The organism is Aeromonas sp. 1805 (assembly GCF_013085525.1).
In the GTDB taxonomy this organism is placed as follows: domain Bacteria; phylum Pseudomonadota; class Gammaproteobacteria; order Enterobacterales; family Aeromonadaceae; genus Aeromonas; species Aeromonas hydrophila.
In genome coordinates this window covers 1,385,956-1,401,593 of the sequence record NZ_CP038515.1, presented here as the reverse complement: position 1 = coordinate 1,401,593, position 15,638 = coordinate 1,385,956, and the positions used below count along the sequence as shown (strand labels likewise).

17 protein-coding genes are annotated in these 15,638 nt (G+C 65.3%); 7 read left to right on the top strand and 10 right to left on the bottom strand.

From position 1 onward, the window contains the following. Positions 1 to 27: 27 nt before the first annotated feature. The 4 genes from E5E96_RS06690 to trmA form a co-directional block, all read right to left on the bottom strand. On the bottom strand, positions 28 to 210 hold the full coding sequence (locus tag E5E96_RS06690) for a hypothetical protein (protein ID WP_010635722.1): 183 nt from the start codon (positions 208 to 210) through the stop codon (positions 28 to 30). A 54-nt stretch (positions 211 to 264) separates the two neighbouring features. Then, the gene (gene rstB / locus E5E96_RS06685; protein WP_171281795.1) at positions 265 to 1,590 is read right to left on the bottom strand and encodes a two-component system sensor histidine kinase RstB; all 1,326 of its coding nucleotides are present in this window, start codon (positions 1,588 to 1,590) and stop codon (positions 265 to 267) included. Positions 1,591 to 1,706: 116 nt separating this feature from the next. Then, positions 1,707 to 2,417 (bottom strand): two-component system response regulator RstA, encoded by a 711-nt coding sequence (rstA, locus tag E5E96_RS06680; RefSeq protein WP_171281794.1) that lies wholly within the window; start codon positions 2,415 to 2,417, stop codon positions 1,707 to 1,709. 244 nt (positions 2,418 to 2,661) lie between these two features. After that, positions 2,662 to 3,795, bottom strand: a complete 1,134-nt coding sequence (trmA, locus tag E5E96_RS06675; protein WP_171281793.1) for a tRNA (uridine(54)-C5)-methyltransferase TrmA — start codon at positions 3,793 to 3,795, stop codon at positions 2,662 to 2,664. A 170-nt stretch (positions 3,796 to 3,965) separates the two neighbouring features. On the opposite strand from trmA, the gene E5E96_RS06670 reads away from it, so the two are divergent. From E5E96_RS06670 to E5E96_RS06640, 7 genes are all read left to right on the top strand, one after another. Then, on the top strand, positions 3,966 to 5,108 hold the full coding sequence (locus E5E96_RS06670) for a DUF5610 domain-containing protein (RefSeq protein WP_042067175.1): 1,143 nt from the start codon (positions 3,966 to 3,968) through the stop codon (positions 5,106 to 5,108). An 87-nt stretch (positions 5,109 to 5,195) separates the two neighbouring features. Next, entirely contained in the window at positions 5,196 to 5,729 is a 534-nt protein-coding gene (locus E5E96_RS06665; RefSeq protein WP_024945537.1) for an ATP--cob(I)alamin adenosyltransferase, read from the top strand. A 97-nt stretch (positions 5,730 to 5,826) separates the two neighbouring features. Next, positions 5,827 to 7,509 (top strand): HAD family hydrolase, encoded by a 1,683-nt coding sequence (locus E5E96_RS06660; protein WP_171281792.1) that lies wholly within the window; start codon positions 5,827 to 5,829, stop codon positions 7,507 to 7,509. Further along, a complete protein-coding gene (locus tag E5E96_RS06655; protein WP_024945539.1) occupies positions 7,502 to 7,726 on the top strand; it encodes an acyl carrier protein in 225 nt (74 codons plus the stop codon). Before E5E96_RS06660 ends, E5E96_RS06655 begins: the two co-directional genes overlap by 8 nt. Then, positions 7,723 to 8,487: an AAC(3) family N-acetyltransferase gene (locus E5E96_RS06650; protein WP_171281791.1), complete on the top strand. Its 765-nt coding sequence runs from the start codon at positions 7,723 to 7,725 to the stop codon at positions 8,485 to 8,487. The genes E5E96_RS06655 and E5E96_RS06650 overlap by 4 nt, the downstream gene beginning before the upstream one ends. Continuing rightward, positions 8,477 to 8,881, top strand: coding sequence for a VOC family protein (locus E5E96_RS06645; protein WP_011707842.1), 405 nt, complete (start codon positions 8,477 to 8,479; stop codon positions 8,879 to 8,881). Before E5E96_RS06650 ends, E5E96_RS06645 begins: the two co-directional genes overlap by 11 nt. Further along, complete coding sequence (locus E5E96_RS06640; RefSeq protein ID WP_171281790.1) at positions 8,878 to 10,239, top strand: DUF4910 domain-containing protein; 1,362 nt, start codon at positions 8,878 to 8,880, stop codon at positions 10,237 to 10,239. Before E5E96_RS06645 ends, E5E96_RS06640 begins: the two co-directional genes overlap by 4 nt. On the opposite strand, the gene E5E96_RS06635 is transcribed toward E5E96_RS06640, so the two are convergent. The 6 genes from E5E96_RS06635 to pseF are packed head-to-tail and all read right to left on the bottom strand — an operon-like array spanning position 10,221 to position 15,506. Then, positions 10,221 to 10,967 carry a class I SAM-dependent methyltransferase gene (locus E5E96_RS06635; protein WP_171281789.1) on the bottom strand — a complete coding sequence of 249 codons (747 nt, stop codon included), beginning with the start codon at positions 10,965 to 10,967 and terminating at the stop codon, positions 10,221 to 10,223. The genes E5E96_RS06640 and E5E96_RS06635 overlap by 19 nt on opposite strands. Next, positions 10,967 to 11,227, bottom strand: coding sequence for a hypothetical protein (locus tag E5E96_RS06630; protein ID WP_049048130.1), 261 nt, complete (start codon positions 11,225 to 11,227; stop codon positions 10,967 to 10,969). Before E5E96_RS06630 ends, E5E96_RS06635 begins: the two co-directional genes overlap by 1 nt. Beyond that, positions 11,224 to 12,519, bottom strand: coding sequence for a motility associated factor glycosyltransferase family protein (locus tag E5E96_RS06625; RefSeq protein ID WP_017409712.1), 1,296 nt, complete (start codon positions 12,517 to 12,519; stop codon positions 11,224 to 11,226). The genes E5E96_RS06630 and E5E96_RS06625 overlap by 4 nt, the downstream gene beginning before the upstream one ends. Next, positions 12,512 to 13,558 (bottom strand): pseudaminic acid synthase, encoded by a 1,047-nt coding sequence (gene pseI / locus E5E96_RS06620; RefSeq protein ID WP_011707837.1) that lies wholly within the window; start codon positions 13,556 to 13,558, stop codon positions 12,512 to 12,514. Before pseI ends, E5E96_RS06625 begins: the two co-directional genes overlap by 8 nt. A gap of 6 nt (positions 13,559 to 13,564) precedes the next feature. Then, complete coding sequence (pseG, locus tag E5E96_RS06615; RefSeq protein WP_171281788.1) at positions 13,565 to 14,821, bottom strand: UDP-2,4-diacetamido-2,4,6-trideoxy-beta-L-altropyranose hydrolase; 1,257 nt, start codon at positions 14,819 to 14,821, stop codon at positions 13,565 to 13,567. After that, on the bottom strand, positions 14,811 to 15,506 hold the full coding sequence (gene pseF / locus E5E96_RS06610) for a pseudaminic acid cytidylyltransferase (RefSeq protein WP_171281787.1): 696 nt from the start codon (positions 15,504 to 15,506) through the stop codon (positions 14,811 to 14,813). The genes pseG and pseF overlap by 11 nt, the downstream gene beginning before the upstream one ends. Between the last annotated feature and the right edge of the window lie 132 nt (positions 15,507 to 15,638).

Sequence of the window (15,638 nt, the reverse complement as noted above, 5' to 3'; positions counted from 1 at the left end):
TTTCATTACGGGAAGCTTGTTGGTCGATTACTTGGTCTTGGGAGCAACCTTGACGGCCGGCGCCTTGGCGTGGGCAGCCTTGTGGTGTTTTTTCACGACCTTGGTCTGGGTAGCCTGGGGAGCGGCAGCCTTGGTCGGGGTGGCAGCCATGGTGAAGCCGGAGGTCAGGGCGAAGACAGCAGCCAGGCTCAGGGGGATCAGCTTGTTCATATTCCAGTTCCTCATTCGGGTTGATGACATGGAGCGTTTCTCCATGACTTCATCCTAGGGCTGTTCGACCTGCGGTTCAGTGAGTGACTGGTGACGGTTTGTATCCAAATGTACAGGCAGCATCAGGCAGAAACGGGCACCGTTGCTGCTTGGCAGCAGTTTCACCTCGCCGCCGTGGTGGCGGGCGATGCTGCGCACGATGGCCAGCCCCAGCCCGGCGCCGCCGGTGCGTCGATCGCGGCTCTGATCCAGCCGTACGAAGGGCTCGAAGATCTGCGGTGCCAGTGCGGGATCGATGCCGGTGCCGTCGTCGGCCACCTCCAGCAGATAGTGATCCTGCTGACGCGCCATGCTGAGGGTCACTCGGCCAGCGGCGTGGCGCAGGGCGTTGCCGATGAGGTTCTCCAGCGCTCGATCCAGCAGGCGAGTATCGCCGCGCCAGGGCAGGGCCATGGCCGGGCGCACGAAGTCGAGCCGCTTGTCCGGCCGCAGCGCCTGCCAGTCGGCGAGGCGGCTGCCGGCCCAGCTGCCGAGCTCCAGCTCGCTGCACTGCAGCGGCAACTCGGGGCGATCGAGCCTGGCGTAGGTGAGCATCTCCTCGATGAGGGCGTCCAGCGCGCCGAGATCCCGCTCCAGCCCCTGCTGCTCCTCGGCCGAGGGCGCCGGATCCAGCATGGCGAGCCGGTAGCGAAGCCGCACCAGCGGGGTGCGCAGCTCGTGGGCGATGGCGTCGGTCAGCTGCTTGCGGCTGGCCAGCATGGCCTGCAGCTGCTCGGTCATCTGGTCGAAGGTGCGGCCGACCCGGCCCAGGCTGCTGCCGGGTGGCAAACGGGTGCGGCAGGAGAGATCGCCGTCGCCGACCCGGCGGGCGGTCTGTTCGAGCTGTTGCAGGCCGCGCCAGTGCGGGCGTAGCCAGAGCAGGATCGGCAGCCCCAGCGAGAGACCGATGACCAGCAGCAGCCCCACGTCGACCCAGTGCAGCTCGTGCAGGTAGGAGAGATAGGGCACGGGGCCGACGATCAACACCTGATCTGTGCCCGGAATGCGCTGCAGGAAGGTGTCATCCTCCTCGACGATGACGATGTTACCGGCCTCCAGGAAGGCCTGATCCTCGTTGGCCAGCGGCTGGTTGGCGAGGGCGCCGATCTGCAGCGGCAGGGTGAGCTGGCGGCTCTGCTCGGCCATGCGGGCGGGCCAGTGCTCCGGCGGCAAGCGGGCCAGCTCGCCGGTGAGCAGGCCGAGGGAGCCCTGCATCATCCGCTCCAGATAGCGATCTCCCGCCCGCTCGGCGGTGACCTGATAGACCATGCCGACCAGCAGGATGGCCAGGGTGAAACAGCCGATCAGCAACAGATAGAACTGGATAAACAGGCGGCGCATCGGGCTCTCCTCTTGCCTGGATTACGTCTGGGCATTGCCTTGTTGCCCCCTCATCCCCAACCCTTCTCCCGCAAGGGGAGAAGGGTGCAGAGAGCATCAAGGTCATTCGGCGGGGCTTATTCCCAGGCGTGGGGTACTAGTAGATAACCCTTCTGGCGCACTGTCTTGATGCGAGTCGGGTTGCTGGTGTCGTCCCCCAGCTTGCGGCGCAAGCGAGAGATGGCCACGTCCATGCTGCGATCCTGGCCGTCGTAGTCGCGACCGCGCAGGCTGCGAAACAGCGCCTCCCGCCCCAGGATCTGGCCGGCGTGGCAGGCCAGTTCCCACAGGAGATCGAAATCGGCGGTGGAGAGCGGAATGCTGTCGCCGTCGAGGCGCACGTCCCGGCCCGGCCCGTCGATCTGCAATCGGCCGAACTGCAGGCGCTGGGGCGGCGTGCTGGCGACCACGGGCAGCGGGACCTGTTGCCCCTGCTGGCGGAACTGGACCCGCAGCCGGGCCAGCAGCACGGGGGGAGGGGTGGTTTTGAGGATGTAGTCGTTGGCGCCCAGCTCCAGGCTCAGGATCTGGTTCATGTCGCTGTCAAGCGAGGTAAGCATGACGATGGGGCCGGCGAAGCGCGGACGCAGATCCCGGCACAGGGAGAGACCATCCTGACCCGGCAGCATGATGTCGAGCAGCACCAGGTCCGGCTGCTCGGCCTCGACCCTGGCCAGCGCCAGATCGCCCCTCGGCTCCAGCAGCACTTCCATGTCGTGGCGGGCCAGCCAGCTGCTGATGAGCTGGCCTATCTCGGGATCATCTTCAACAAAAAGAATGCGTTGCATGGTGGCGTGACACCCAGACTGTGGCGCGGATGCGCGTGCCGCCAGCATAGCGGCTCCGGCCGCCCCATGCACAGGGTTAAATAATCAAACAGGGCCCGCGGGCCCTGTCTTGTTTTGCTGGTCGAGCGGGGAGCTGTACCCCGGCGGCATCAACCTGCCTTGCGCTTGAGATAGACGCCGGCTTCCATGTAGTGAACCCAAGGGGGAGTGGTTCGGACAGGGCGAAGCGGTTTCCCCTGTGGCATCAGTCTGCCTTGCGCTTGAGATAGACCCCGGCTTCCATATGGTGAGTCCAGGGGAACTGATCGAACAGGGCGAAGCGGGCGATTTCGTGGGTTTCGCCGAGCACCGCCATGTTGGCCTGCAGGGTCTCGGGGTTGCAGGAGATGTAGAGGATGTTGTCGTAATCCTGCACCAGCTTGACGGTGGCGTCGTCGAGGCCGGCCCGGGGCGGGTCGACGAAGATGGTGTTGCACTGGTAAGCGCCCAGATCGACCCCCTTGAGGCGGTTGAACTCCCGCTCGCCGCTCATCGCCATGGTGAACTCCTCGGCCGACATGCGCAGGATGATCAGGTTGTCGACGCCGTTGGCCGCGATGTTGAACTGGGCGGAGTCCACGCTCGGCTTGGCGATCTCGGTGGCCAGCACCTTGCGGAAGTTCTGCGCCAGCGCGATGGAGAAGTTGCCGTTGCCGCAGTAGAGCTCCAGCAGGTCGCCCTCGCTCCCCTTGGTCACGTCCAGCGCCCAGCCCAGCATCTGTTCGTTGATGGCGGCGTTGGGCTGGGTGAAGCTGTTTTCCACCTGCTTGTAGACCAGCTCGCGGCCCTGCACATTCAACCGCTCGATGACGAACTCCTCCCCCAGGCAGATCTTCTGCTTGTGGGCGCGGCCAATCAGCTGCAGCTCGAACCCCTTGGCCCGCAGGTCGGCCTGCAGCGCTTCGGCGGCCTGCAGCCACTCGCTCTCCAGCTTGCGGTGGTAGAGCAGGCTGACGCAGATCTGGCCGGACTGGGTGGAGAGGTAGTCGATCTGGAACAGCTTGCGGCGCAGCACGGGGTGCGGGCGCAGCCCCTCCAGCAGCACCGGCATCAGCTGGTTGATGAGGCGGCTGGCAGTGGGGAACTGATCGACCCGGATGATCTCCTTGGTGGCCGGCGCATACATGCAGTGGTACAGGTCGTCACCGTCGTGCCAGATGCGAAACTCGGCGCGCATCCGGTAGTGTTCGGAGGGGGAGGCGTGCACTTCCAGCGCAGGCAGGGTGAAATCGGCAAACAACCCGCAGAGGCGCTCGCGCTTCTCGTCGAGCTGGGCCTGGTAGTCGGCCGGGGTTCGAAGGGGCGCCGGGTCGGCGGAAACCTGCTGGGATTGGGTCATGATTTACCTCACATGCACACCGGTCTGGCCGGGTCGAAATCGGGGGAAGCCTGCAGCCACCCAAAGGGGCCCGATTTTAAAAGGCCGCCGCAGATTGTCCAGTATTTTGTGGTCAAGAAGTGTGCAGTCAGGCCGATAGCTGATCTACAGGCATGGTGGGAGGACACATTATGCAGATCGACGGAGTGGGCGCGGCCCAACCCAAGGGAGTGGGTGTTGCTCCCAAATCGCCCCAGCAGGCGGACTCTAAGCCGGTAAACAACGGGGACGAAGTCTCGTTGCACAAGGCGCCGAAATGGGCGCAGGTGCTGGTGCAGCAGGCGCTGCAGTTCGCGCTGGAGATCAATGGCCAGGGTTACAAGGCGCCCAAGGCGCAGGATCAGCCGGAGGCGGTGACCCCGGATACCCTGTTTGACTTCCAGTCGGTGGCCGACAACGTGCTGCAGTTCGTCACCGGCCGGCTTGGGGCTGCCCGGGCCGACGGCAAGTCGGACGACAGCCTGACCGGCATGATGGAGCAGGCCCGCAAAGGGGTGGACAAGGGCTTTGGCGACGCCAGGAAGCAGCTCGGCGACTGGGCGGACAATTCCGACATCAAGACCGGCATGGATCAGAGCTACAAGCTGATCCAGGAGGGGCTCGATCAGTTCGAGAAGGAGTTCTTCGGCAAGGTCTCCACCACCGACATGGGGCAGGCCGAAATGGCCAGCCGTCAGCAGGGCTCGCTGGAGATCCAGACCAAGGATGGCGACAAGGTGGTGCTGCGTTTCAACGACAGCTGGCAGACCAAGTCCCAGAAGGATGACAGCGGCAGCCAGTTCAGCCTCAAGTCGAGCCAGAGCTTCAGCTTCTCGCTGGAGGGCAACCTGAGCAGCGAGGAGATGGACTCCATCGGCAAGCTGGTCAAGGGAATCGATGATCTGGCCGGCAACTTCTTCTCCGGCAATTTCGACGACCTGTTGAAGAAGGCGGGCGAGCTGAAGCTGGATGACAGCCAGCTGGCCTCCTATTCGCTCAAGCTCAAGCAGAGTCTCAAGCTGAGCCAGACCTATCAGGGGGCGCACTCCCTGCAGGAGATGCTCAAGCCGCTGGCGGACTACCTGCCCAAGCTGGATCAGGTGCAGCAGCAGGCGGATTCTCTGCTGCCGGCATCCCAGCAGCAGGCGCTGACGCCGGCGGTGCTGGCGGCCCGTGGCCAGAGCGATCCGGCCCAGGTGGGCAGCTTTACCAGCTTCAACCAGCGGATGCTGGATGCGCTGCGGATGATCGGCCAGTTCCAGCCGGCGACGGATGCCAGCAGCAAAAGCGTCTGAACCGTTTCGAATCGAGGACCATGACCGGCCGTTTGCCAGCTCCTGCGGGGGCTGGCAAACTGGCCTTTTTCCCGATCCGGCCAGCCCATGAACCCGAAAAAGCCCAGAGACAAGCGCGAGCTTTGCTACCCCTTCATCTTCGAAACCCAGTTCCAGTGTGACTACGAGATCGCCACCGACGAGCTCTGCTGCCAGGTGGGCGCCGTGTTGTCACACCTGGATCCAGATGCCGAGATTGCGCCCATGCAGGCGGATCTTGCGGCGCTGCAGCGGCTTATCTACAACCTCAACGGCTCGGTGCGCGGCAGGCTCGGCATCTTCGAGGAGGATCTGGCGTGGCTGAAGGGGCGTTACGATCACTACAACGAGGCGAGCCGCGGCCGGGTCACCGGTTTCGTGCTGCCGCAAGGGCCGCAGCCGATCCCGACCCTGCATCTGTGCCGCTGCGGCAGCAAGAAGGTGGTGCGGCTGCTGGTGCGGCTGGAAGAGAGCGGGGTGCGTTTCGACCCCATCCTCTATCGTTTCGCCAACCTGCTGGCCAACTTCTTCTTCGTGCTGACCGTCTACCTCAAGCAGCTGTGGCAGGTGGACGAGGTACCCTACGTCAGCATCAACTACTGAATACGGTCAAAAAAGCTTTTGTTTTTCATGAAGATCAAACACGATCATCCCATTTGTCGGTCGCCGGGATGGTTCCGGTAGCGCAGTGGGGAAGGTCATGACCATGCTTCATCTCAGTGGCAGTTCGTTCTTGATGCCGGGCAACCTCGCCTGGCGACCCCTGGCTGAATACGGCGAAGTGCAGGTGGCCCCCCATGGCCAGTGGTTGCAGACCCTGATGCACCAGAGCGCCGATGCCGCAGCCGGGACCCACATCATCATCTGGCTGTGGGAAGATCTGGTGCCAGCCCGGACCCTGCAGGAGTGGGGCCGTCTGGCGCAGGATGAGCAGCAGCTGGCGGTCGCCGCCTTTGTCGACGCGCTCTGCCAACCTCTGTTGCAGCATCTGCAGCGCCGCCCGCAGGATCATCTGCTGGTGGGGGCCTGCAGCCATGCCCCGCTCTGTGTCTATGGCCCGGCCCCTGCCGTGCTCGCCGCGCTGGCCAGTGCGTTCGAGCAGCAGATGGCCCGCCTGCGCCTGCAGCAACCCGGCCTGGACGACCTGCACCTGCCGCTCTGGCTGCAACAGCATGGCCGCCAGCACTGCTTCGATCGGCGCAACCTCTATCTGATGTCCTGTTCCTTCTCCATGGCCGGTCTGGCCAGTCTGGCGCAGTGGATTCTCCCCTTGCTGCAGCGGCTGCAGCGACCCGCCCACAAGGTGCTGGTGCTCGACTGCGACAATACCCTGTGGGGCGGCGTGGTCGGCGAAGACGGTGTCGGCGGCGTCCTGTTGGGGCAGGACGGGATGGGCCGGCTCTACCAGGCTTTCCAGCAGGCGGCCAGCCACTGGCACGGGCAGGGCATAGTGCTGGCGCTCTGCTCCAAGAATCTGGCGGACGATGTGTGGCGGCTGTTTGACGAGCATCCGGGCATGGTGCTGACACGGGCGCAGATCGCCGCCGCCGAAATCGGCTGGGAGCCAAAATCCCAGGGGCTGCGGCGGCTGGCCGCCCGCCTCAATGTCGGGCTGGACAGCCTGGTCTTCTGGGATGACAGCGAGCTGGAGCGGGCCGAGGTGCGGGCCAACTGCCCCGAGGTGATGGTGATGACCCCGCCGGCCGATCTCTGGAACTGGCCGGATGCCCTGCTGACGCTGCCGGCCCTGTGCAGTCGCCACCAGAGCCGGGATGACGGCCTGCGGCAGCACTCCTATCAGGCCCAGGCCGAGGCCGAGGCAGTGCGCCGGCAACTGGGCGACGAGCACGCCTTCCTGCGGCAATTGGCGCTGCAGGCCGACTGGCAGCCGCTCTCCCCGGGCAACCAGTTGCGAGCCGAACAGCTCAGCCAGAAGACCAATCAGTTCAACCTCTCCGGCCGCCGTTATCAGGCGGCTGAGTTGGCCCGGCTGGCCGCCGAGGGGGGCGACGTCTGGCTGGCCGGCCTGCGAGACCGATTCGCTGATCACGGCATGACGGCCCTGCTGGTGGTGTGCCCGCTCGACGAGGGCAGGGCGCTGCTGGATACCCTGGCCATCAGCTGCCGGGTGCTGGGGCGCGGCTTTGAATACTGGCTGCTGGCGCAACTGGCAAACCATCTGCGGGCGCAAGGCGTGACCGAGCTGGTCATCAGCCTGGTTGCCACCACCCGCAACCAGCCGGCACGGGATTTTCTGGCGAGCCTGCCAACCCGGCCGATAACCACTCCAGCGGGGTTGCTGCCGCTGGCGGACGAGGTGTTCCTCAGTCTGGATCTCTGCTCTCTTTCTCTCCCGTTTTTGGAGTTCTACGCCAATGAATGACCTTATCGCGCTGGCACACCAGCAGTTCCCCCAGGCCAGCGTCAATGCACAGTCTGCCCTCGGCAGCTTTCCCGAGTGGGATTCTCTGGGTCACTTCAACCTGCTGTTGCTGGTCGAACAGCACTATGCCGTGCGGTTCGAGCCGCACGAGCTGGCCGAGTTGAAGAGTCTGGCCGACATCCAGCAAGCCCTGCTGCGCAAAGGGGTTGCCGTGTGAAGCAGGCACTCGAGCAGGCGCTGACCGAGCTGGGGATCCCCAGAGGTGGCGCCCTGATGGTGCACTCGGATGCCATGGTGGTGGCCCAGTTTGCCGGCATGGGCAACGCCGCAGGCATCGCGGCTTTCTGGACATGCCTCGAGCAGTGGCTGGGCGGACACCTGCTGGTGCCGACCTTCAGTTACAGCCCGATGGCGGACGAGTGCTTCGACCCTGTACAGACCCCGAGCAAGGTGGGCTTGATGACGGAGCTGTTCCGCCAGCGTGAAGGGGTGGTGCGCACGCGGGATCCCGTCTTCAGCATGGCGATCAGCGGCCCGCAAGGGCCTGCGCTGGTAGCCCGGGAGTGTCACGACTGTTTCGGTCAGGAGAGCCCGTTCGGCTGGCTGGCGGAGCAGGACGGCTGGCTGCTGGGGCTGGGTTGCCACCCCGACCGCATCACCTTCACCCACTACGTGGAGCAGCGGCTGGCTGTCTCTTATCGCTATCACAAGATGTTTGCGGGTCAGGTGCGCGTCGATGGCCGCGTGCGGGAGTGGCAGGCGGATTACTATGTGCGCGACCTGTCGCTGGCCAGCGAAATCGACCTCTCCCGGCTGGTGGCCCTGCTGCAAGAGCGGGGCGCCTGGCGCCAGACGCTGTGCCTGCGGGTGCCGGTCTGGGCGGTGTCCTGCCGTGACTTCATTCTGGCTGCCAGCGAGTTGCTGGCGGCGGCCCCATACGCCCTGATCCGGGCGGGAGGAGAACCCCATGCAGTTTGATCACATCGGACTGGTGGTGCCGGACCTGGCTAGCGGTGTGGCCTATTGCCGCGACGTGCTGGGGCTGAGCCGCTTCTCGGTTGCGGTGGAAGATCCGCTGCAGCGGGTCTGGGTGCAGTTCGTGCATGACGACCATGGCCTCTGCTACGAGCTGGTCGCCCCGGCCGGCGAAGAGAGCCCGGTCGCCCAGGTGCTCAAGACCCGGCGCAACGTCATCAACCACCTTGCCTATCGGGTGAGCAACCTGCAGGAGAGCGCCGAACGGCTGCGCACACAGCGCCACCTGCCCCTCGGGCCCAGCCAGCCTGCCATCGCCTTTGGCGGCGCCCACGTCCAGTTTTTCCTGAGCCCCCTTGGCCACATTGTCGAATTGATCGAGGCATCCACCCCATGAGTTTTTCACCCAAGAGTGGCTATCTGCCCACTGACTGGGACGACCAGGCACAAGTCGGTGAGCAACTGCATCGACTGCTCACCCTGCTGTTTCCGCTCAACCGCAGCCTGACCGGGGACGGGGTACGGCAGTCGCTGGCCCTGTGGCGCGAGCACTGCCTGCCCGAGCTGCAGATCCATGAAGTGGCCAGCGGCACCGAGTGCTTCGACTGGACCGTGCCTGACGAGTGGAACGTGCGGGAGGCCTACATAGTGGGGCCGGATGGACGCAGGGTGGTGGATTTTCAGGACCACAACCTGCATCTGGTCGGCTACTCGGAGCCGGTGCGCTGCACCCTCTCGCTGGCCGAACTGCAGCCCCATCTTCACTCTCTGCCCGAGCAGCCGGACGCCATTCCCTATGTGACCTCCTACTACAAGCGCCGCTGGGGCTTCTGTCTGCCCCATCGGCTGCGTGAGGCGCTGCCGGAGGGTGAATATCAGGTGGTGATCGATGCCACCCTGGCACCGGGCTCGCTCACCTATGGTGACTGGGTGCTGCCAGGGGAGAGCGAGCAGGAGATCCTGCTGTCGAGCTACACCTGCCACCCCTCCATGGCCAATAACGAGCTCTCCGGCCCCTGTGTCGGCGTCTTCCTGATGGCCTGGCTGGCGTCACTGCCAACACGTCGCTACAGCTACCGGCTGATGCTGGTGCCTGAAACCCTGGGGGCGATCGTCTATCTCTCCCGCCATCTGGACCAGCTCAAGCAGCGCACCCTGGCCGGGTTCAATCTGACCTGCCTTGGTGATGACCGTAGCTACTCCTTCCTGCCTTCCCGCCAGGGCAACACACTGGCGGATCGTATCGGTCGCCATGTGCTGGGTCATCTGGCACCGGGCTATAAAGCCTACAGCTTCCTGGAGCGGGGCTCCAACGAGCGGCAGCTGTGCGCGCCCGGCATCGATCTGCCGGTCACCTCGGTGATGCGCAGTCGATACGGCTGTTATGCCGAGTACCACACCTCGCTCGATGACCTCTCGCTGGTGACGCCGGCCGGTCTGGCCGGCGGCTTCATGGCGCTGCGCCGTGCCATCGAGTGTCTGGAGCTGGACGAGCGCTGCGAGGTCACCGTGCTGGGCGAACCCCAGCTCGGCAAACGGGGGCTCTACCCGGATTTGTCGACCCGCTATTCGGGCTGGCAGGTGCGGGAGATGATGAATCTGCTGGCCTACAGCGACGGCAAGCTGACCCTGTTCGAGATCGCCGAGACCATAGGGGCGCCGTTCTGGCGGGTGGAGCCGCTGGCGCGGATGCTGCTGGAGGCCGGGCTGCTGCGTCGCCTCAGCCCGCAACCGGACTACTCGATCACCAGATAGGCCGGTCCCGGGTTGTGCGGGGTGCGACGGATGGCGTAGCGATCCAGCCCCAGCACCTCCTTGAGGGCCAGGGTCTCCCCCGGAAAGGCGGGCCAGTTGAGCTCATCGAATGCCAGCACCGAGCCTTTGGTCAGGTGCGGCTTGATGAGCTCGAGGCAGCGGCGGGTCGGCTCGTAGAGATCAAAGTCAAAATAGGCCAGCGCAACCATGGTCTCCGGCTGACGAGCCAGATAGGCCGGCAGCGTCTCGGTCACATCCCCCTTCACCAGCTCATGCTTGACGATATGGTCCAGCGGGCTTTCCGCCTCATGGGCGGCGAGCAGCCGGGCCAGATGTTGCTCATAGCCCGGCGTCACCCCGTAGGCACCGGGCTGGATGGCGGCGTCGCTGCCATCTTGCGGGGCGTGGGAAGGGAAGCCGCTGAAGGTATCGAATCCCACCAGCTTGCGGTTGTAGTTGTAAGGCTCATACATACCGCGAAACGAGGAGAAGAGCGCCAGGTTCTGACCCCAGCGGGTGCCGAAATCCATGATGACGCCGTGTACCGGCACGATCTTCTGATACAGCTCGTGCATGAACAGGATGCGGGAGAGCGACTGGCGCTTGAGGTAGAGGCCCAGGTTGTTCTGCAGCTCGGCCGCGGGCAGCGGGCTGGCGTGCAGCAACTCGCTGAAGGTCTGGCGGCGTGACAGCACCTGCTCGGAGGCATTGGACATGGCCTTGATCATCAGTGGTCTCCTGTGGTGGTGTCGCCGGCCGGGGTCGACAGGCAGTGCACCACTTCATATTCGAGGTAGTCGGCCAGTCCCAGCCAGTCCTGGCGCTCCTGGCACTGCAGCAGGGCGGCCACCAGTCCGGGCGGCAGGTTGCCCTGCTCGGTGAGTACCGCTTGCAGCAGTTCCGGCAATGCCTGACTCGCGGCAACCGACTGCCCCAGCCGAAACTGGTGCGCCAGGGCGGTGAGGCGGGTGATCTGGCCGTTTTTCATTGCACGTACTCCGGGTGATAGCGGCAGCCGGCGATCTCCGCCCCTTCCCGGCTGCAGTTCCAGAACTGCACCTCGGGGTGGCGCGCTATGTAGCGCTCGAGCTCGGTGCGGTAGGCGGAAAAGTTCGGATTGGTCTTGACCCGCCGGCCATGGCCGTCGAGGGCCCAGCTGAGTGCCAGCGCGGCGCTGGGGCCGAGGGCACCGTCGGCCCAGCCCGAGTGGGTGAGCTCGCCGGGAAAGGCGAAGTCGGTGCCCAGCAGGATGACCTGGTGGCAACCCATCTGCACGGCAAGATCCACGGCGGGATGAATGACGCTGCCGCCCGAGTGCAGCACGCCCTTGGGGAGCGTCTGCCGCAGTTGCTGATACATGGGGCTGCGGGAGTAGGCGGTCTTGCGCGGCCCCTGCCAGGCCAGCAGGGCTGCCGTGGGAACCGTGGGGTAATAGACCAGGGTGGTCTGGGCCGACTGGGCGGCGGGCAGCCGGTTGCCGTCGATGGCGTCATCTATGGTGACGACGATGTCGGGCTGGATGCCATGGCCAAGCAAAAACGCCAGCGCGGTATCGACGCTGATCAGCAGGTAGTCCTGCCGACGGCGCTGCAATTGGGCCTGCAGGGTGGTCAGGTTGTGCTGCAGGGTCGGACCGCTCGCCACGATCAGCGCCTGCTTGCCCTGAGCCAGACCGAAAAGGGACGCCACATCGCCGTCGCCGGCCAGCAGATCGCGGTTTTCGGCCAGCCGCCTAGTGACGTCGGGGTGCTCGGCGTCGAACCTGGCCCGGGCGAACGGCAAGTCGATTTCACTCACCAGCCGGTCGCGGATGCGGGCGGCGGCATCTTCCACCAGCAGCAGCTCGGGCGGCAGGGCGAAGAAGGGCAGCCGCACTTCCCCTTCGTCGCCAGCCATCATCAGCTCGACCCTGGGGTCCGTCAGCCAGTCCTGCTGGTCCAGCAGCCGCAGCACCAGGGCAAACAGGGCGCCATTCATGATCTTCACTTCCAGCCGCTTGAGGCTGCTGCGCCCCAGCAGGGCGCGCGGCAGATCGCCGAGCCCGGTGCCGTAGAGGTGCAGCACCGGCTGCTCGGGCAGGCTGGCGGCCTGCAGCTCGGCTTCCTTCACCCGGTCGTGCCGGCTGGTGAGCTGGATGCCGTGGAGGCTGAGGGTGGAGCCGAGCCCCTCGGTCAGCTCGGCCGGCAGGCTTTCCACGTCCTGTGCCAGCAGGCGGGGCCAGAGGGCGGGCCAGCGCTGGCTGATGAGCCTGCCATGCTGGTTGAAGAGATCATCACTCATCGTTGTCTATCCACTCCCAGCTCAGCGGTTGATTGGCGCTCAGGCTGCGGTTGACCCGCTTGCCGATGAGCCGATCGTAATCGGCGGGGGGCAGGCCGAGGGCGGGGCGCACTGACTTGATGTGCGCTGCGGTGAGCACCTCGCCGGCGGCCATCTCCTTGACCAGATAGAGGGAGCGGCGAAACGCACGGTTACCCTGTTCACTGGCGGTGAGCTGGTAATCGGCCACCCCGAGGGCGGCATGGGCGGTATTGACCGAGGCTACCAGCTCGGTGAGCTCGGCTGGTTCCATGGAGAAGGCGCAATCTGGCCCGCCGTCGGCGCGGGCCAGGGTGAAGTGTTTCTCGATGAGGGTAGCCCCGAGCGCAGTGGCGGCGATGGCCGTGGCCGACCCCAGAGTGTGATCGGAGAGCCCCACTTCGACCCCGAAGCGCTGGCGCAACATGGGGATGGTACGCAGGTTGTACTCGGCCGCCGGCGCCGGATAGCCGCTGACGCAGTGCAGCAGGGCCAGCTGGCCGTTGCCGTGCTTGAGCGCCATCTCGACCGCAGCGGCGATCTCGGCCTCGTTCGCCATGCCGGTGGACATGATGAGTGGCTTGCCGGTCTGGGCGGCATAGCGGATGAGGGGCAAGTCCACCAGCTCGAAGGAGGCGATCTTGTAGGCAGGGCAGTCGAGGGATTCCAGCAGATCCACCGCGCTGAAGTCGAACGGGCTGCTGAAGACCGTCAGGCCCAGCTCGCGCCCCTTGGCAAACAGCGCTTGGTGCCACTCCCAGGGGGTGTGTGCCCACTGGTAGAGATCGTACAGGTTGTGACCATCCCACAAGCCGCCATGGATCTGAAATTCCGGCCGATCGCTGTTGAGGGTGATGGTGTCGGGCCGATAGGTCTGCAGCTTGACCGCACTGGCCCCGGCCTCCTTGGCGGCGGTCATGATGGCCAGTGCGCGATCCAGGTTGCCGTTGTGGTTGGCCGACAGCTCGGCGATCACATAGGGAGCCTGCGCTGGGCCGATGGATTGATGGGCGATCTGCATCTGTGTTCAGACTCCTGTGCCAAGTTGCCAGCCTTGCGGCGCCGGCTGCCAAGGGGCAGGGGGCGCTATCTGCGGTGGCTCGGCAAGATAGAGGGGAAATTGGGAGAAAATGGTCTGCAAGCGATGTGCCAGCTCTTGCCACTGCGTGGGCTGAAGTGGCCGGGTGGCCAGCCATGTCAGCCGCTGGCCGTTCAGGGTCAGGGTGAGCAGCGGCTGGTCATCATGGCGTAGTTGCCACTGTTGGCCATCTGGTAACAGCTGATAATCCGATTGTTGCAGCAACCGGGCGGTGAGGCGATCCAGCCCCAGCCCGTCCACCTGCTGCTGGCCACGGTGGCGGTAGTCGTCTGACTGTTGCTCCAGCCGTTGCAGAGCTTGCTGCAGCCGCTCAGGCTCGGCCAGCTCGCTCAGGGTCAGCCGCTCGGCCAGCCGAAAGCGGGCGATCACCTGGTCGTTGAACTGCTGGTTGTCGACGATGGGCACCGCCAGGGTCGGCAGGCCGAGACAGGCCCGCTCCCAGGTCATGCCGCCGGCGGCGCCGATGGCGAAGTCGTGCCGGTTCATCAGGTCGGCCATCTGGTCGCTCTGGCGCAGCAGCACCAGGTCGAGGTCGGCCAGTTCGGCCACTCTCTGTTCCAGCTCGGGCCAGAAGGGATTGGCGCCGCCCGCCACCAGGGTCCACTGGATGGTGCGGGCCCAGGGCAGCCGTGCCAGGCTGTTGAGGGTGATGAGGCAGGCACCCGCCGGGTCGGCGCCGCCAAAGCAGACAAGCCCCCGTTGCCACTGACTGGCGTGTTGCCGCGCCAGCTGGCGATAGGCGGGGCGCAGCAGGGCATAGTCGGTACCCAGCAGCAGCTGGCAATCGGCGGGGGTGAGCGGCTGGTAATCGGCGGCGCGGCGCAAGGGGCCCTGATCCAGCAGCAGCTGGCAGTGATGCGGTCGGTCGGCCAGATCATCGATCACCAGCACGCGGCCGCAGTGGGCGGCCAGCTGGGTTTCGAGCCGCTGGTCAATCTGGTAGTGATCGACGATCAGCCAATCGGGCTGCAAGCCAGGTAACGGGCCGACGTCATCGAGCGCGCTCAGGGGATGATGGTGATGGGGCCGCAGCAACGACAGCAGGTGCGCCGGCAGATCGTGGCAGAGGAAGTGGCACTCGGCCCCGGCGGCGTGCAGCCGATCGGCGATGGCCAGGCAACGCATCAGGTGGCCCAGCCCTATTTCGGCGCCGGCGTCGAGCCGGAAGGCAACCTTAAACGTCATCTTGGGCCAGCACTTGATAGAGCAGTTCGGCCAGGTGCCAATCTTCCGGCGTGTCGATGTCGACCACCCTGTGCCTTGGCAGTATGTGGCCAATCCCTTCTCCCCCCACCGGGCTGATGCCCCCCAGCCAGGCCGCGCGGCTGCCCCAGTAGAACTGGCCGGCATCCTGATAGGCGGGCTCCAGATCCTGAGAGCGTTTCGCCATCTGCTCCGGCCAGAAGGGGGTGACTCTGCCCTGTGCGTCCATGCGTACCGCCCGCTGGATCGGGAAGCCGAATTCGGACACCGTGTAGACGAAGGGAGCCTGGCTGGCGAGCAGGCGAGCGTGTGCGGCGCGCAGGTCGGCCGCCTGGATCAGCGGCACGGTGGCATAGATGCAGCAGTAGTGTGCTGCCTGGATGCCGAGTTGGTCGAGCCGCTGGATGGTGTCGATCACCACAGGGGTGGTGCCGGTATGGTCATCGGCCAGCGCGGCGCCCCGCAGGAAGGGCACGTCAGCCCCGAGGCGACGGGCCACCTCGGCGATCTCCGGGTCATCGGTGGAGACCACCACCCGACTGAAACAGCCCGAGTCTCTGGCCGCCTCAATGGCGTAGGCAATCATGGGCAAGCCGCAGAAGGGACGGATGTTCTTGCGGGGAATGCGCTTGCTGCCGCCCCGTGCCGGGATGATGGCGATGGCCATGATGCTCTCTCCCTGAGGAGCCCGACGTGGTCGCCGGGCCGGATAATTGATGACAACTCGTTGATTATTTTTGAGATTATACCGAGTTTTCATCTTATATTATTGAGCTTTGCTACGGAATTGCCCGGCGAT

Excerpts from the sequence above, each read along its gene's own strand:
- E5E96_RS06660 (WP_171281792.1), top strand. The coding sequence starts at position 5,827 with ATGACCATGCTTCATCTCAGTGGCAGTTCGTTCTTGATGCCGGGCAAC.
- E5E96_RS06630 (WP_049048130.1), bottom strand. The coding sequence starts at position 11,227 with ATGAAAAACGGCCAGATCACCCGCCTCACCGCCCTGGCGCACCAGTTT.
- E5E96_RS06625 (WP_017409712.1), bottom strand. The coding sequence starts at position 12,519 with ATGAGTGATGATCTCTTCAACCAGCATGGCAGGCTCATCAGCCAGCGC.
- pseF (WP_171281787.1), bottom strand. The coding sequence starts at position 15,506 with ATGGCCATCGCCATCATCCCGGCACGGGGCGGCAGCAAGCGCATTCCC.
- E5E96_RS06670 (WP_042067175.1), top strand. The coding sequence starts at position 3,966 with ATGCAGATCGACGGAGTGGGCGCGGCCCAACCCAAGGGAGTGGGTGTT.
- rstA (WP_171281794.1), bottom strand. The coding sequence starts at position 2,417 with ATGCAACGCATTCTTTTTGTTGAAGATGATCCCGAGATAGGCCAGCTC.
- E5E96_RS06635 (WP_171281789.1), bottom strand. The coding sequence starts at position 10,967 with ATGATCAAGGCCATGTCCAATGCCTCCGAGCAGGTGCTGTCACGCCGC.
- pseI (WP_011707837.1), bottom strand. The coding sequence starts at position 13,558 with ATGCAGATCGCCCATCAATCCATCGGCCCAGCGCAGGCTCCCTATGTG.
- E5E96_RS06690 (WP_010635722.1), bottom strand. The coding sequence starts at position 210 with ATGAACAAGCTGATCCCCCTGAGCCTGGCTGCTGTCTTCGCCCTGACC.
- pseG (WP_171281788.1), bottom strand. The coding sequence starts at position 14,821 with ATGACGTTTAAGGTTGCCTTCCGGCTCGACGCCGGCGCCGAAATAGGG.
- E5E96_RS06655 (WP_024945539.1), top strand. The coding sequence starts at position 7,502 with ATGAATGACCTTATCGCGCTGGCACACCAGCAGTTCCCCCAGGCCAGC.
- E5E96_RS06640 (WP_171281790.1), top strand. The coding sequence starts at position 8,878 with ATGAGTTTTTCACCCAAGAGTGGCTATCTGCCCACTGACTGGGACGAC.
- trmA (WP_171281793.1), bottom strand. The coding sequence starts at position 3,795 with ATGACCCAATCCCAGCAGGTTTCCGCCGACCCGGCGCCCCTTCGAACC.
- E5E96_RS06645 (WP_011707842.1), top strand. The coding sequence starts at position 8,477 with ATGCAGTTTGATCACATCGGACTGGTGGTGCCGGACCTGGCTAGCGGT.
- E5E96_RS06665 (WP_024945537.1), top strand. The coding sequence starts at position 5,196 with ATGAACCCGAAAAAGCCCAGAGACAAGCGCGAGCTTTGCTACCCCTTC.
- rstB (WP_171281795.1), bottom strand. The coding sequence starts at position 1,590 with ATGCGCCGCCTGTTTATCCAGTTCTATCTGTTGCTGATCGGCTGTTTC.